A 14,567-nucleotide genomic window follows, 5' to 3' on the forward strand; every position below is an offset into this window, starting at 1 on the left:
GACTTTTTCGCGAGGCCGATGAGAGATCGCAGCCTCAAGCCGCCGGCAGCCTGCCTGCCACAACGACCAGCCCGTTGACGGGTTCCCGCCGGTCCTGCCGGATCACGGTTGTTTCCAGCGACAGGACCGAAAATCCGTTGGCAGCAAGGATGTCACGCACATAGTGTTGCGCATGCGCGTAGCGGCGCGATGGCTGCAAGACAAAATCGCCATCGCCTGCCAGCTTCTCGACGGAAAACGCGAACAGGCCATCGCTCGCCAGCAAGCCGGCAATCGTCTTCACCACGCCGCCCAGCGCGCCGACATAGATGAAGACATCGGCCACCGTCACCAGAGCGGCTTTCGGACCGGCATAGGAAAAATCCCGCAGATCGGCCTTACCGAGGAAATCATAGGCGCCCTTGGCGCGCGCCTGCTTCAGCATCCTGGCCGAGATGTCATAACCCTCCAGCCGATCGGCGATCGGCCGCAGCCTCTGCCCCATCAGGCCGGTGCCGCAGCCGAGATCGAGCGCCAGCGGGAAGCGCCCCGGCCTTGCCGTTCGAATGGCCTGATCGAGCAACTCAGGCAGCCGGTAGCCCAGCCTGTCGACCAGTGATTCATCGAAGGTCTCGGCATAATGGTCGAACAAGGTCTCGACGAAGGCACTGGGGAGTGCATCGACCGCCGGCGCCTTGCCGATCAATTGCAGGTTCAGTGCAGCGCCTTGATGATCGGATGGATCGAGTTGCAGCGACATCGTCCAGGCCTGCGCAGCCAGATCCGGCGCGCCCGCCGCCTGCTGTATCTCGCCGAGGCGAAACCAGCCCATCGCCCATTGCGGTGTCATTTCCAGCGCACCGAGCAGCAATTCCGCCGCTGCCGCATGATCGCCATCCGCGTGAAGCATCTCGGCATAGTCGGCGCGGCGATCGGCGTTCAAGTCGCCGGACGAGGCCTGAAGCGGTTTCATGGCGATGGGTCCTGTCGGCGGATCGAGCCGGCGGTGCTGTATGCGGGAGTCAGCAGTCACTTACAACAGGCTTCCCGCAGCGGAATTATATCCTATCTTGGGATCATGCGCGCCAGCGACCTGCTTCATCCCCGGCCCGAAGGCCTTTATTGCCCGCCGGGCGATTTCTTCATCGACCCGGTGCGGCCGGTCGACCGGGCGCTTGTCACGCACGGCCATTCCGATCACGCGCGCTCCGGCCACCGCTCGGTACTGGCGACGCAGCAGACGCTCGACATCATGGGCCTGCGCTATGGCGAGGATTTCGCGGGAACAACGCAAGCGGCACAGCTGGGCGAGACAATTGTCCTCAACGGCGTCAGCGTCAGCTTCCATCCGGCCGGCCACGTGTTGGGCTCGGCGCAGATATCCGTCGAGCATCAGGGCACGCGCATCGTCGCTTCCGGCGACTACAAGCGGCGCAAGGACGCGACCTGCGCGCCGTTCGAACCAATCCAGTGCGATGTGTTCATCACCGAAGCCACCTTTGGCCTGCCGGTGTTTCGCCATCCACCCGACACAGAAGAAATCACCCGTCTGCTGAAATCTGCGGCGCAGTTTCCCGAACGCTCGCATCTGGTCGGCGCCTATGCGCTGGGCAAGGCGCAGCGGGTGATGCGGCTGTTGCGCGACGCCGGCTACGACCGACCGCTCTACATCCATGGCGCACTGGCCAAACTCAGCGAATATTACCAGAGCCAGGGCATCGACCTGGGCACGCTCGAGCCGGCAACGGTGGAGGGCGGCGGCCAAGATTTCGCGGGCGCCATCGTCGTCGGCCCGCCATCGGCCTTCGCCGACCGCTGGGCGCGGCGCTTTCCCGATCCGATCTCCTGCTTCGCGTCGGGCTGGATGCGCATTCGCCAGCGTGCCAAGCAAGGCGGCGTCGAACTGCCACTGATCATCTCGGACCATGCCGACTGGGACGAACTGACCGCCACCATCAAGGAGACCGGAGCCGAGGAGATCTGGGTGACGCATGGCCGCGAGGAAGCGCTGGTGCGCTGGTGCGAACTCGAAGGCATCGCGGCGCGACCGCTGCATCTGGTCGGCTACGAGGACGAGGGCGATTGATGGCATGAACCGCTTCGCCGAACTTCTCGACCGCCTGGTGCTGACACCGTCGCGCAACGGCAAGCTGACCTTGCTGACCGATTATTTCCGCAGCGTGGAGGATCCCGATCGCGGCCTGGCGCTGGCTGCCATCACCGGCGATCTCAACATCGCCGCGGTCAAACCGGCGATGCTGCGCACGCTGGTCACCGAGCGCATGGATCCGGTGCTGTTCGGCTATTCCTACGACTATGTCGGCGATTTGGCCGAAACGGTGTCGCTGGTCTGGCCGCAAACGCCCGGAAACATCCCGAACCGCGAGCCGACGCTTGGCGAGGTCGTCGCAAAACTGCAGGCGGCAAGCCGCTCCGACGGACCGAAGGTGCTGGCAGGGCTTCTCGACAGCGCCGGCATCTCGGCGCGCTTTGCCATCATCAAGCTGGTCACCGGCGGCCTGCGCATCGGCGTTTCGGCGCGTCTGGCCAAACAGGCGCTGGCGGATTTCGGCACCGTCGATGTCACCGAGATCGAGGAGCTCTGGCACGGGCTGTCGCCGCCCTACACGACACTGTTTGCGTGGCTGGAAGGCAAGGCCGAAAAGCCCAGGAACACGGCGCTGGCGTTGTTTCGCCCGGTGATGCTGTCGAACCCGCTCAGTGACGGCGATCTCGAAAAGCTCGATCCGGTGGATTATGCGGCCGAATGGAAATGGGACGGCATCCGCGTCCAGGCGGTGGCCGAAGGCGGCATCCGCCGGCTCTATTCGCGCACCGGCGACGATGTCTCCGGCGCCTTTCCGGACCTCGCCGACGCCATGCATTTTTCCGCGACGCTGGACGGCGAGTTGCTGGTCGGCGATCCCCGGGAGGCGACGGGAACGTTCTCGGATCTGCAGCAGCGGCTGAACCGCAAGACGGTGACATCGAAGATGCAGCAGCAGTACCCGGCCTTCATGCGCTGCTATGATCTGCTGCAGATCGGCGATGAGGATTTGCGCGCACTGCCGTTTCGCGAGCGGCGCGGCCGCCTCGAAACCTTCGTGAAGACGCTCGATCCGAGCCGGTTCGATCTTTCGCCCTTCGTTGACTTCACGGACTGGCAAGCGCTGGAGGAGATGCGGCGGGCACCGCCGCACCCGATCGTCGAAGGCGTCATGCTGAAGCGCTGGGACTCAGCCTATGTCGCCGGCCGGCCGAAAGGCCCGTGGTTCAAGTGGAAACGCGATCCGCACACGGTGGACGCGGTGCTGATGTATGCGCAGCGCGGCCATGGCAAGCGCTCCAGCTTCTATTCGGACTACACGTTCGGCGTCTGGTCCGGTGCCGAAGGCGAAGAGGAATTGGTGCCGGTCGGCAAGGCCTATTTCGGCTTCACCGACGAGGAGCTGAAGCAGATCGACAAATATGTCCGCGACAACACGGTCGAGCGTTTCGGCCCGGTGCGCTCGGTACGGGCCGACCGCGACAACGGCCTGGTGCTGGAAGTGGCATTCGAAGGGCTCAACCGCTCGACCCGGCACAAATCAGGCGTCGCCATGCGCTTTCCCCGCATTTCGCGGCTGCGCTGGGACAAGCCAGCCAACGAGGCCGACCGCATCGAGACGCTGCAGGCGCTGCTCGACCGCTAAACCTCGGCGCTCTTACGGCTCGACCGAAACCCGGATCTCATAGATGTCCGCGGCCTTGCCCTGCTTGTCGAAGTCGGAATTGATGGCAATCGTGCCGGCCGAGCCCGGACGCTTGTCGGGAAACCGCACGTCGAACAGATATTCGTTCTGCTGCTGGCCGACCGCATAGCGCTTGCGGCCGCAGTCACCGAGTTCGCCGAAATTGCAGTCGACGGAAATCTGCGTCTCCTTGCCTTCTTCGGAGCGGGCAATGATGTCGAACACGGCATGTTTGCCGGCGAGCTTTTCCAGCACGCCCTGCCCGACATCGAAACTGATCGCCGAACCGGAGGCGCCCGAACGGATGCGCAGGAACGACCCGGTGTCGTCCTTCATCACTTCGGCCTTGGCGTCCGACGGGGCGCTGACATGCGACGCATCGGCCGGCGAAAACACGTTGATCCAGTCGCGCGCCTGGTCCGCGTCACCGGGCTTTGCCGGGCCGCTATCGGCCGGTGTGAAATCGTCGTCATCGACGGTCGGCGGCGCTTGCGGCGGGGCGGTATCGAGCTGCGCCTGTGTCTTGAAGACGCCGGTCTGCATGGCGAAAAACAGGCCGATGCCGACAGCGGCAAGCAGCGTCACGGTCAGGAAGATGGCGGTCAGCGGCAGACGACGCCCTCGAATGCGCCGTTCATCGCGATCGGGCGCCACTTCCGTCGCGATGCCGGCCGAGGCCGGAGCCGACATGTCGATGGCCGGAGCGCCGGGAAGAGTGGCATCCGGCATGATGTCGGGAACGACGGGCAGCACGCGCGAGCGCGGCGCATCGGAAGCGGATTGCACGGGCCCATCGACGACAGCGGGTGACGGTGCCTGTTGGCCGATTTCGACCGCAGGCGCCGAGTCTGCACCAAGCTCGACCGCCGGTGCCTCGCCTTGCGGGCCGACATCCGGCACCGCCGGCAGGAACTCGGATTCGATTTCGGTGATTTTCGCCTGGATCGCCTTGCGGCGCTTGATGGCGACTTCCACGGTCACGCCGGGGTTGGCCTGAAGCGCGCGATCAAGCGCGCCAAAAGCCGCGCGATAGACCCTTTCGCGGAACGCGCGGTCCTCGGCATTGCCTTTCTCCAAGGCGTTCCGGATCGCTTTTTCGATCGCGTCCAAGCGGGTCCCTCTGTCCGTTCGCCAACCTTGCCGTGATCGTTAGCCGCAGGCGACCAATCAATCAACGGGCGAGCGGCGCATTCTGCCTTGGAGAGGTGTCCAAAGTCCATGCCGGCGCTGTTCCGACAACAAAATCAGCATGTTTCACCGATTTTCACGCGCAGGAGACGCGCGCCATGCGGAGTTATGACTTGGCAACCGGTTGGCAAACAACGCGGCGGCCGGCTTTCGACGGCGGCACGACACCCTCGCATGAATTGCCAAGTCCCATCTTGAATTCGCGGCCGGTTGCGTCTATCACCCCCGCATCTTGGAGGTCTTGGCCTCCTGGGCCGCTTTAGCTCAGTTGGTAGAGCACCGCATTCGTAATGCGGGGGTCGCGTGTTCGAGTCACGCAAGCGGCACCACTCCCCCCAAAGGAACAGGCGATAGCACCCTCACCGGGCTAAGTCTCTTGTGCCCGGCCTCCCGCTTCTTTGTCGATTGTCTCCGCTGAATGCTTTGCCGGACAGGATTGGTGTCTCCTGATGGTCTGACAGCATCCTGGAAAGGTTGGAGGCCTCGCCTCGGGATCGAACCGAGGCTTCAGAGATTTGCAGTCTCCAGCGTAGCCGCTCCGCCACGAGGCCATCGTCGTCCAAGTAGCCGCCAAATATTTACGGAAAGGTTAAGACCGAAGCGATGGATCGGACCGCCCCGACACGTTCGGCTGGCGTTCGGGAGACACTCTGCTGGTGCAAAGGATTGCGATGCCGGCGAAGCACATCTGCCATTGTCGAGACCCCAGTTTGATGTGAAACTCGTGGCCTCAGCATGGGAGGTCAAAAATGCCCAACAATTTCAAGACCGGAGACGTCGTCAAGCTGAAATCCGGAGGCCCCAGGATGACGGTCAGCGATGGCGCGGCCTCGGGCATGTATCTGTGCCACTGGTTCAATCGCGAGGGCGAAGTGTGGACCCCGCAACATGCCGGGTTCAAGCCTGAACAACTGGTTGCGGCCGACCAATCCGACTAGAGCCTGTTCCATCCAGATGGAATCGGGATGGGCTCTATTTGTTTGTTCGAGCACGAACGGATCAGCACGCGCGACCGACGGATTTTTCGGGTCGCGGCGTTTAACGGTTGAAGCGTGATGGCGGCACAGGCCGTCTGCAACGCGCCAACCCGGAGACGCAAAGCATGATCAGCCGTTCGATATCAGTCGTTGCCTTGAGTTTGCAGGCCGTTGCGGCTTTCGCCCAGACAACGACACCGCCCCCCGCACCGCCGACCGCCGCGCCGGTTGCCGCGCCAAGCGCCTCGGGGGTCAGGTCCGACATCACGCTGGCCAAATTCCAGAAGCGGCGCGAGAAGGCGATCATGGCGGCCGACACGGACGGCGACGGCAAGATCAGCCTGCTGGAGTGGACGGCCTTTCAGGCGAAGCGCAACGTCAAGGGCGACCCCACCAAATCCTTCGCGCGGATCGATTCCAACCATGACGGCTTCATCGACCGCGCCGAACTCGATGCCTTCTTCGCCAAGCGCTTCGCCCGGCTGGACAAGAATGCCGACGGCATTTTGACGGCCGACGAACTGCCGGGCCACAAAACCGCTCCCAAACAGGAGCAATGACCAAGAGGCAATGACGCGCGATGAACATCGGGAGTGCGCCGACTGATGGCTGCGGATCCGGACGAGGAGCTGGTTCGCCGTGTCGGCGCCGGCGATCCCGCAGCCGTGCAAGCCCTGGTCGCGCGCAAGTTGCCGCGCATCCTGGCGCTTGCCGTGCGCATGCTCGGCGATGCCGCGGAGGCCGAGGATGTCGCACAGGAAACTTTTGTCCGGATCTGGCGTCATGCCGCGGGCTGGCGGCGCGGCAATGCGCGCTTCGACAGCTGGGTCCACCGGGTGACGCTGAACCTGTGCTACGACCGGCTGCGCCGGCGCCGCGAATGGGTGACAGACGAGGTGCCGGACGTCGCCGATCCTGCGCCGCTTCCCGATGCTCATCCCGGGGAAGAAGCTCATCGGGTCGAACAGGCGCTGCAACGCATCGCGCCGCGCCAGCGCGAGGCGGTCATCCTGGTCTACTATCAGGAGATGTCCAACATAGAGGCGGCTGCGACCTTGGAGATCAGCGTCGATGCCTTGGAAAGCCTGCTTGCGCGCGGCCGGCGGTCGCTGCAGACGATCCTGGCCAGGGATGGCGCCGATTGAGTGAGCACCGGGCCAGCACCAACGCGCAACGGCCATCGCGCCTTGCAGGCGCCGCCTGGTGGCCGGTTGTTGTCGTTCCGACACCGCGCGGGCACGCGGTACTGACGGGCAAGGGGAAGACACATGGCTGAAGGGTCCAGGAACGAACCGGCAATGGATGCCGAGCGCTTTGCCGCCCTGGCTGCGGCCTATGGCGGTGACTTGCGGCGATGGCCCGAGGCTGAGCGGATGGCCGGCACGATCTTTGCCGCAAGCGAAGCGGGCGAGGCCATTTTGAAGCATGCCGGGACACTCGACGCGCTGCTTGACAGCTACCGCGTCGACGCTCCCGGCCAAGCCCTGCACGGCAGCATCCTGCAGGCCGCCGGCCGGCACCTCATCCAGCGCCGGCGTCAGCGGTTCTGGTGGCTGGGGCTGGGACTTGCCGGCATTGGTCTGGCCGGCGCCGTGGCAGGACTGGCCCTGGTGGCCATCGTCACGCCCGAGGTCCAGCCGGACCACACTGTGCTGGATGCCAATGTGACGGCATTTGGCGATGCCGGCCCCGATGCCGAGAACGGTGAGGAAAACCTATGAGCCCGCGCTGGATTCGTGGTCTGGTCATTGCTTCCGTGGTGCTGAACGTCTTTCTTGCAGGCGCATTTGTCGGTGGTGCGGTCTGGCTGAGAAATGCCAAAGCCGGCGCGGGTGTCTCGCTGGAATCGGCTGGCCGACAGCTTCCCAACCAGGACCGCAAGGCGTTCCGCCAGGCGCTGCACCAGGTTCGCGTGGAGTCCCGACAGATCATTCTCGATGGCCAGCAGGCCAGGCAGGAGGCAGCGGACCTGTTGCAGCAGCCTGTCATGGACAAGGCCGCCTTGTCGGCCGCCCTGGAGCGGGTGCGCAGCGCCGACGTGGCGATGCGCACCCGGCTTGAACAGGCCATTGTCGACTTCGCGGCGAACACATCACCCGAAAACCGGAGCGTGCTGGCACAGGCATTGCAGCGCCATATGGAACGCCGCGCCGCCGTTGCGCCAAAAAAATCGCCATGACGACCAACGGAAAAGGCCGGAGACGCCGTTTAACGAAGAGAAGGGACAAGCCTGCCCGATCGCACCATGCGGGGCGGCCATCTTCATCATCGAAAGCACTCGGAGTCCAATTATGAGTCGCCTGAAAAACTATGCAGCAGCCGCTATCCTGGCCCTCAGCGGAACGGTCGTGACAGCCACCGCGTCCAGCGCAATGCCCGTCGTGTCCGTTGCCCAGCCGGCCGCCCCGGCACTGGTCGAGCATGTCCGCTGGGGCTGCGGCATCGGCTGGCACCCGAACCGCTGGGGCCGCTGCGTGCCGAACGGCGTCGTCATCGTGCGCCCGCGCTACCACTACTGGCACGCTCCCGTCTACGTCCGGCATCCGCATCATCACTGGCGCCATTGGCACCATTACTGATCAAAGCGCCGCGGGGCCAGGCACCCTTCAGGCTGGCCCCGCGTGAGCGCTGGCGCACCGGACAATCCTGCAGGCCAGCCCCTAGTTAAGGTTAAATTCACTATAGATTTGTTCTTGACGCGCAAATAATCGAAGAGTTTCCCGAAACTATGCTCAGGCATGTTCATGGGAAAATCTGTGGCTCAGCTTCAAATCCTTGGACGGATGCTCTGCCATCCGCTGACGCTGGCCGTGGTCAGCCTTGCCGGCGTTTTTGCCGCCGGACGGGCCGAGCATGAATGGCTGTCGGTGCCGTTCTCACTGGCGCTGGTGTCGGCCCTTGCCGGATTTCTGTTCCTGGCTTCGGGACGCCTGGCCTTTTCCGTCTATCTCGGCTGGATGGGCATTGCCTTCATCACCGTGGTTTCGGCGATCAAGTTCAGGATGAAGGGGTTTTCACTGCACTTCTACGACGCGGTCTTCGTGTCGAGGGATCCGGAAGTGTACCGCTTCCTGCTCGGCTCCTATCTCCATCTCATCTTGCCGGTTGTCATTGCCCTGGGGCTCGGCATTGCGGCGGGGATCCTTCTGTTTCGAATCGATCGAAAGGTCGGCTGGCCGGTGTCGGCACGCGTCCTGATCATGGCGGTGCTCCTCGCCCTGGTACCGCTGACCTTTCCGGCCGAGGCATCGAAGGACCGCTATTTCTACTACATGCAGGGCCGGCATATGTCGGCCTTCTTCGTCTCGCTGCTGGATCTGCACAATCTGGTCGTCGAGCCAGCCTTCGAGAAGCGGCTGCAGGCGGTCGCGCCGCAATCGCCTTTCTCTGATACGGTCGACTGCGGTGACCGGGCGAACCTTCCCGACATTTTCTTCGTGCTCAGCGAAAGCCAGTCCGATCCCGGCTATTTTCCGCAGGTCAGCAATGGCGCGGGCTTCCTGCAGAGGTTCGCACCCGGGGCCGGCACGCCTCATCCGATGCAGGTCGAGACGTTTGGCGGCGGCACCTGGATCACCAATTTGTCGCTGATGACCGGTCTGTCGGCCACCGATTTCGGCTGGCGAAGCCCCTATCTGACGATCACCTTGCAGGACGAGGTCGCCGGCGCCTTGCCGGAGGTGCTGGCGCGTTGCGGCTATCGGACGGCGGTGATGACGCCGATGGACTTTTCGTTCGTCAATGAAGGGCCGTTCCTGAAATCGATCGGTTTCGAGACCGTGCTCGACATCAAGGACATCGCCGCGCCCTTCTATCACCTGCGCGACAACTTCTACTATCACGCAGCCGAGGCGTTCATCGCCAGGCACCATAGGGAAGACGGCCGCCCGCTGTTCCTCGAAATCCAGACCATGTTCCCGCACTCACCCTATGAGGGGCGGATGGAGCCCGAGCTGAAGGTCGAGGGCGAGCCTTTCTCGGACGATTTCCAGGCCAATGAATATCTGCGCCGGATGGCGGTGGCGCGCGGCGATTTCCAGGATTTCCTCGACAACAGGCAAGCGGATGCCAGCCAGCGCGGCGCCGTGGTGCTCGAATTCGGCGATCACCAGTCGGCGGCGACCAAGCCGTTCGTCGACGCAATTGCCGGCGACGACGCATTGGCGAGCCCTGGCTCGCTTGCCTATCGCACCTTCTACACGCTCACCACCTTCAACCATGAGCTGCGCCATCCGATGCCTGACATGACGCCGCTCGACGTCGGCTTTCTCAGCGCCAGCCTGCTCGACGCCGCCGGCCTGCCGATGTCGCCTGTCATGGCCGATCTCGTGCGCCTGCGCGACCATTGCGGCGGCAAGTTCCATGGCTGCAAGGACAGAGCCGAAGTGGATGCGCATCTGCGCCGGCGCGTCGATTCAGGCCTGCTGCATCTGTTCCCTGAAGCGGTGCCGTTGCATGGGCTGGCGCCATCGCTCCAGTCCGCGGACGCCACCCGTTAGATTGGGTCCGGCCCCGCAATCGCAACGGTCTTCAGCGCACCGCCCGCACACAACAACCTGAGAGCTTGCACGCCGGTTCAAATTGTCCCTACTTTCGAAGTCACCGATACCGAGGGACGGACAGAGAACGAATGGCACATTCCGCAACACTGTTTTTGCAAGACGACGTGGAATTCCGGAAGATCTACCTCGATGTATCGACAGAGGGGGTACGCATCCTCGGCCATGACATGGGTCCCAAAGTTGAGAAATTTTGGGGAGACGACGATTACGAGTTCTGGGTTGATGTGCCTACCCAGGCTCTCGCTCACCTCGCATTCGCACTTTTAAGAGATAAATATGCCAACGAAGAACGGGCCGTAGACAAGTTTCAGAAATTTTGCGCAGACAACGGGATCGAGCACACCTTTCGTTCCTTGGCATAGGATACACCGGCATAGAGGGTCTCGTTACCGCTAGGTGACTTCGTCCCCCAGTGTCGCCACGGTCTTCAGCGCGCCGTCGAGCATGTCGCCCTTCTCGTCCTTCAGCGCCATCTCGCGCAGGCGGCGGATCCAATCGGCGGCGTCCGTGCGGCCCTTGAGCAGATCGAGCGCCGACAGCACGCGGTCGAATTTCGACTGGGCGCGGACGTGGGTGTCGCTGTAGCCCTTGATCAGCCGGCGGCAATTGAGGATCTCGACAGCCAGCGCGTAATCCAGGAGCACATGGTCGAGGGCCAGCGCGTACCAGCGATCGAGATGCGCGATCTCGACCTTGTGGCGCAACAGGCTGCGGCGCCAGCGGCGCAGGCCGCCGATGAACCAGAGTGCGGCAAAGCCGGCAAAGCTGTCGGTGCGGATGCGGCGGCCATGGTTGATGCGGCGGTCGAGAAAGGCGGCGAGCTTCGGCCGGTCCTCGATGTAGCTGCCCAGACCCGCCGGCAGGGTGCCGCAGAACTCCTCGATGCGCGGATGGAAATACTCGGTCACCTGCAGGATCGAGCCGTCCTTGACGCCGACCTCACGGCGTACGCGTTTGTCACGCGTCGAGCGCGTCTTGAGATCGGCGACGCGGATCATGTCGTCGTAGCATAGCGCGTTGGCCAGATGCTTTGCCGCGGCGATCGACAAGCCATAGCCGCGATCCGGCCCGTCCAGCGCGACCGCTTTGTCCAGCCGGTCGAGATAGTCGCGCCCGTAGGCGATGTCCTGATAATCGACGACCTTTCTCATGCCCCTGAGCGCCATGTCGCGCACTGCCACCGGCAACAGATCGATGCGGGCGGCCAAAGCCTGCCAGCCTTGCAGCAGGTTTTGCGGGCCGCTCACCTGTCCGGCGCCGAGGGCAGATTCGACAATCGCGGGCTCGGCCGGCTTTGGCGCCGGTGCTGCCGTGCCGCGCGCGCGATCAAACGCGGCACCGAAGGCGGCGAGGCTGGCCTTGACGCCCCGGCCGCCGGCACCGATCGCCTGTTCGTAGCTCTCGCGGGTGAACGGCAGCGCGTCGGACCCCGCCAGCGCGCCAAGCAGGCTGGCCGAGATCATCGAGCCATTGTCGGCGGCGATCTTTTCCATGTCGAAAGCGATGAAGCGCTTCGACGCGGCCTCCGCCGTCGCATGCACCTTGGACGACGAGGCGCGGCCATCGCCCGGTTCGATCTTTTCCGACACGGCGGCGATGCGATGCGACGAGGCGATGAGCGTCGTGCGCTCGGGCGTAACGAAGCCGCGGATGATGGCACGGCCGGCTTCCATCAGTTCAGCAGCGATCAGGATATCGACGTCGCCTTGCGACGGCGACAGCGCAAAGACCGGCAGGCGGCCGGTGTCGCGGGCCATCTCGACATAATAGATGGTGGCGCCGGTGCGCTGCGCGACGCCGGCGACCGAGGTCGATTGCGCGACAAAACCGTTGCGCTCGGCGACATCGGTGATCCAGTCGGCGAGCACGCCGCCGCCCTGGCCGCCAACCGCCAGCACGGCAAGCTTGATGACGCGCTCGTTATCCTGAGCGCCGGCGTGGGCGCGAAGTGGGGGGACAGCGTCAAGCATCGGCGAAGGTCAGGCGCCGGCTTTCACGGCGGCGCTGCAACAGGCTGATGGTGGCGCGGCGCATGGATTCCAGCAAACGGTCCCAGCCGCTCGGATTGTGCACGACATCGGCGCGGTAGAAGGATGGGCACAGCACCGCCGCATCGGCGACCTCGCCGCAATTGCCGCAGCCGACGCAGCTCTGGTCGATATGGGCGACCGGATCGTCGCGCAGCGGATCGTCTGTTGACTTCACCGACAGCGATGGGCAGCCGGAGAGACGCATGCAGGCATGGTCGCCGGTGCAGATGTCCTCGTCGACACCGAACTTCGGCTTCACCACCCGCTCACCGCCCTTGATCGCCTTGTCGACCAGCGGCTTTTCGCGGCGCTGACGGTTGAGCATGCATTCGGACGAGGCGACGATGACCTTCGGCCCCTTCTCCTCCGTCGTCAGCGCCTCGCGCAGCGTGTCCTGCATCTTGGTGACGTCATAGGTGCGGTCGACATGGCGAAGCCATTTGACACCCATGCCTTTCACGGCCTCGGTGATCGGATGCTTCGTCGACTTGGTTTTGTTGCCGGCGCGCGATGACAGGATGTCCTGGCCGCCGGTGGCGGCCGAGTAAAAATTGTCGACGATGACGATGACGCCGTCGTTCTTGTTGAACACGGCATTGCCTATCGAGGAAGTCAGGCCATTGTGCCAGAAGCCGCCATCGCCGACGAAGGAGATCGAGCGGCGCTTGGCGTCCGGCGAATTGAAGGCCGAAGCGGAAGCCGGACCCAGGCCATAGCCCATGGTGGTGGCGCCTAGCTCGAAGGGCGGCATGATCGAGAACAGGTGGCAGCCGATATCGGAGGCGATGTGGTGCTTGCCAAGTTCCTGCTCGACCAGTTTCGTCGCGGCAAAGATCGGCCGTTCCGGGCAGCCGATGCAGAAGCCAGGCGGCCGGCCCGGCACGACATTAATCAGGTCGGCGGCATCCACGCCGTCGCCAACCTTGTTGGGGGCACGCACCTCGCCCGGCAGCAGATGCGGCGCCTCGGCGCGCAGGAAGGCGCCGAGGCCGTCGAGCATGACCTGGCCGGTGTATTCGCCGGCCATCGGCAGATACTCCTTGCCGACCAGCCTGGTGCCGCGACCGGCCTTGTGCAGCATCGAGGCAAAGGCCTGTTCGATGTAATTGGGCTGGCCTTCCTCGACGACCAGCACCGACTGCTTGCCCTCGCAGAAGGACAGGAACTCATCGTCGATCAAGGGATAGACGGCGTTGAGCACATAGAGCGGCACGTCGGTGTCGCCGTAGGTGTCGGCAAGGCCGAACCGCTGCAGCGCGCGGATGACCGAATTGTACATGCCGCCCTGCATGACGATGCCGACCGAACCATGATCCGAGCCGAAGAATTCATTGATCTTGTTCTTGCGGATGAAGTCCACCGCCGCCGGCCAGCGCTTCTGCACCTTCTCCTTCTCATGCAGGAAGGAAGCGGGCGGCAGCACGATGCGGCCGGTGTCGCGGCGCGGCGCGTCAAGCGCATCGGCAACCGTCATTGGCGGCCGCTTGTTGTCCTTGGCGATGAAATGGCCGTGGACATGGCAGCAGCGGATGCGGACCTGCAGCATGACCGGCGTGTTGGAAATCTCCGACAGCTCGAAGCCATCCTCCACCGCCTTGACGATCGACGGCAGGTTCGGGCGCGGGTCGAGCAGCCAGACCTGGCTCTTCATGGCGAAGGCATGGCTGCGCTCCTGCATGATCGAGGAGCCCTCACCATAATCCTCGCCGACAATGATCAGCGCGCCGCCGGTGACGCCGCCGGAGGCGAGATTGGCCAGCGCGTCGGAGGCGACATTGGTGCCGACCGTCGACTTGAAGGTCGCCGCACCGCGGATCGGGTAGTGCACCGAAGCGGCCAGCATGGCAGTGGCGGTCGCCTCCGAGGCACTGGCCTCGAAATGCACGCCGAGTTCGCCCAGAATGTCCTGCGCGTCGGCCAGCACATCCATCAGATGGCTGATCGGCGCGCCCTGATAGCCGCCGACATAGCCGACGCCGCATTGCAGCAGCGCCTTGGTGATGGCTAAGATGCCTTCGCCGGCAAATTCCTCGCCGGCGCCGAGCCTGAGCTTCTCGACTTCCTTGGCAAAAGATCGTTCGGCCATTTTTTTCAATCCTT

14 protein-coding genes and 2 tRNA genes are annotated in these 14,567 nt (G+C 63.9%); 11 read left to right on the forward strand and 5 right to left on the reverse strand.

Annotation, left to right across the window (positions count from 1 at the left end):
- Positions 1 to 34: 34 nt before the first annotated feature.
- Positions 35 to 952 carry a class I SAM-dependent DNA methyltransferase gene (locus FCU66_RS21050; RefSeq protein WP_136619872.1) on the reverse strand — a complete coding sequence of 306 codons (918 nt, stop codon included), beginning with the start codon at positions 950 to 952 and terminating at the stop codon, positions 35 to 37.
- Between the two features lie 105 nt (positions 953 to 1,057).
- Between FCU66_RS21050 and FCU66_RS21055 the strand changes: the two genes are divergently transcribed.
- Positions 1,058 to 2,065, forward strand: a complete 1,008-nt coding sequence (locus tag FCU66_RS21055) for a ligase-associated DNA damage response exonuclease (RefSeq protein WP_136619873.1) — start codon at positions 1,058 to 1,060, stop codon at positions 2,063 to 2,065.
- Positions 2,066 to 2,069: 4 nt separating this feature from the next.
- A complete protein-coding gene (locus FCU66_RS21060; RefSeq protein WP_136619874.1) occupies positions 2,070 to 3,671 on the forward strand; it encodes a cisplatin damage response ATP-dependent DNA ligase in 1,602 nt (533 codons plus the stop codon).
- Between the two features lie 12 nt (positions 3,672 to 3,683).
- Here FCU66_RS21060 and FCU66_RS21065 read toward each other — a convergent pair whose 3' ends face one another.
- Positions 3,684 to 4,820, reverse strand: coding sequence for a hypothetical protein (locus tag FCU66_RS21065; protein WP_136619875.1), 1,137 nt, complete (start codon positions 4,818 to 4,820; stop codon positions 3,684 to 3,686).
- Positions 4,821 to 5,151: 331 nt separating this feature from the next.
- On the opposite strand from FCU66_RS21065, the gene FCU66_RS21070 reads away from it, so the two are divergent.
- Positions 5,152 to 5,227: transfer RNA gene (locus tag FCU66_RS21070), tRNA-Thr, on the forward strand.
- A gap of 146 nt (positions 5,228 to 5,373) precedes the next feature.
- On the opposite strand, the gene FCU66_RS21075 is transcribed toward FCU66_RS21070, so the two are convergent.
- A tRNA-Cys gene (locus FCU66_RS21075) sits at positions 5,374 to 5,449 on the reverse strand.
- Between the two features lie 198 nt (positions 5,450 to 5,647).
- On the opposite strand from FCU66_RS21075, the gene FCU66_RS21080 reads away from it, so the two are divergent.
- From FCU66_RS21080 to FCU66_RS21115, 8 genes are all read left to right on the forward strand, one after another.
- A complete protein-coding gene (locus FCU66_RS21080; RefSeq protein ID WP_056584748.1) occupies positions 5,648 to 5,836 on the forward strand; it encodes a YodC family protein in 189 nt (62 codons plus the stop codon).
- Between the two features lie 164 nt (positions 5,837 to 6,000).
- Positions 6,001 to 6,435 carry an EF-hand domain-containing protein gene (locus FCU66_RS21085; protein ID WP_136619876.1) on the forward strand — a complete coding sequence of 145 codons (435 nt, stop codon included), beginning with the start codon at positions 6,001 to 6,003 and terminating at the stop codon, positions 6,433 to 6,435.
- A 45-nt stretch (positions 6,436 to 6,480) separates the two neighbouring features.
- Positions 6,481 to 7,020 (forward strand): RNA polymerase sigma factor, encoded by a 540-nt coding sequence (locus tag FCU66_RS21090; protein WP_136619877.1) that lies wholly within the window; start codon positions 6,481 to 6,483, stop codon positions 7,018 to 7,020.
- A 123-nt stretch (positions 7,021 to 7,143) separates the two neighbouring features.
- Positions 7,144 to 7,596: a hypothetical protein gene (locus FCU66_RS21095; RefSeq protein WP_136619878.1), complete on the forward strand. Its 453-nt coding sequence runs from the start codon at positions 7,144 to 7,146 to the stop codon at positions 7,594 to 7,596.
- Entirely contained in the window at positions 7,593 to 8,054 is a 462-nt protein-coding gene (locus tag FCU66_RS21100) for a periplasmic heavy metal sensor (protein ID WP_136619879.1), read from the forward strand. Before FCU66_RS21095 ends, FCU66_RS21100 begins: the two co-directional genes overlap by 4 nt.
- A 112-nt stretch (positions 8,055 to 8,166) precedes the next feature.
- Positions 8,167 to 8,454: a GCG_CRPN prefix-to-repeats domain-containing protein gene (locus FCU66_RS21105; protein ID WP_136619880.1), complete on the forward strand. Its 288-nt coding sequence runs from the start codon at positions 8,167 to 8,169 to the stop codon at positions 8,452 to 8,454.
- 177 nt (positions 8,455 to 8,631) lie between these two features.
- Positions 8,632 to 10,374 carry a sulfatase-like hydrolase/transferase gene (locus FCU66_RS21110; RefSeq protein WP_246093980.1) on the forward strand — a complete coding sequence of 581 codons (1,743 nt, stop codon included), beginning with the start codon at positions 8,632 to 8,634 and terminating at the stop codon, positions 10,372 to 10,374.
- Positions 10,375 to 10,505: 131 nt separating this feature from the next.
- Entirely contained in the window at positions 10,506 to 10,799 is a 294-nt protein-coding gene (locus FCU66_RS21115) for a hypothetical protein (protein ID WP_136619882.1), read from the forward strand.
- A gap of 30 nt (positions 10,800 to 10,829) precedes the next feature.
- Here the strand turns inward: FCU66_RS21115 and FCU66_RS21120 are convergent, their stop codons facing one another.
- Both FCU66_RS21120 and FCU66_RS21125 read right to left on the reverse strand, forming a co-directional pair.
- A complete protein-coding gene (locus tag FCU66_RS21120; protein WP_136619883.1) occupies positions 10,830 to 12,407 on the reverse strand; it encodes an indolepyruvate oxidoreductase subunit beta family protein in 1,578 nt (525 codons plus the stop codon).
- Positions 12,400 to 14,553 (reverse strand): thiamine pyrophosphate-dependent enzyme, encoded by a 2,154-nt coding sequence (locus FCU66_RS21125; RefSeq protein ID WP_136619884.1) that lies wholly within the window; start codon positions 14,551 to 14,553, stop codon positions 12,400 to 12,402. The genes FCU66_RS21120 and FCU66_RS21125 overlap by 8 nt, the downstream gene beginning before the upstream one ends.
- Positions 14,554 to 14,567: the final 14 nt, after the last annotated feature.

Origin of the sequence: Mesorhizobium norvegicum (genome assembly GCF_004919685.1) — a bacterium.
Classification (GTDB): domain Bacteria; phylum Pseudomonadota; class Alphaproteobacteria; order Rhizobiales; family Rhizobiaceae; genus Mesorhizobium; species Mesorhizobium norvegicum.

Coding starts and splice junctions, on each gene's coding strand:
- FCU66_RS21050 (WP_136619872.1), bottom strand. CDS start 952: ATGAAACCGCTTCAGGCCTCGTCCGGCGACTTGAACGCCGATCGCCGC.
- FCU66_RS21055 (WP_136619873.1), top strand. CDS start 1,058: ATGCGCGCCAGCGACCTGCTTCATCCCCGGCCCGAAGGCCTTTATTGC.
- FCU66_RS21060 (WP_136619874.1), top strand. CDS start 2,070: ATGAACCGCTTCGCCGAACTTCTCGACCGCCTGGTGCTGACACCGTCG.
- FCU66_RS21080 (WP_056584748.1), top strand. CDS start 5,648: ATGCCCAACAATTTCAAGACCGGAGACGTCGTCAAGCTGAAATCCGGA.
- FCU66_RS21085 (WP_136619876.1), top strand. CDS start 6,001: ATGATCAGCCGTTCGATATCAGTCGTTGCCTTGAGTTTGCAGGCCGTT.
- FCU66_RS21090 (WP_136619877.1), top strand. CDS start 6,481: ATGGCTGCGGATCCGGACGAGGAGCTGGTTCGCCGTGTCGGCGCCGGC.
- FCU66_RS21095 (WP_136619878.1), top strand. CDS start 7,144: ATGGCTGAAGGGTCCAGGAACGAACCGGCAATGGATGCCGAGCGCTTT.
- FCU66_RS21100 (WP_136619879.1), top strand. CDS start 7,593: ATGAGCCCGCGCTGGATTCGTGGTCTGGTCATTGCTTCCGTGGTGCTG.
- FCU66_RS21105 (WP_136619880.1), top strand. CDS start 8,167: ATGAGTCGCCTGAAAAACTATGCAGCAGCCGCTATCCTGGCCCTCAGC.
- FCU66_RS21115 (WP_136619882.1), top strand. CDS start 10,506: ATGGCACATTCCGCAACACTGTTTTTGCAAGACGACGTGGAATTCCGG.
- FCU66_RS21120 (WP_136619883.1), bottom strand. CDS start 12,407: ATGCTTGACGCTGTCCCCCCACTTCGCGCCCACGCCGGCGCTCAGGAT.
- FCU66_RS21125 (WP_136619884.1), bottom strand. CDS start 14,553: ATGGCCGAACGATCTTTTGCCAAGGAAGTCGAGAAGCTCAGGCTCGGC.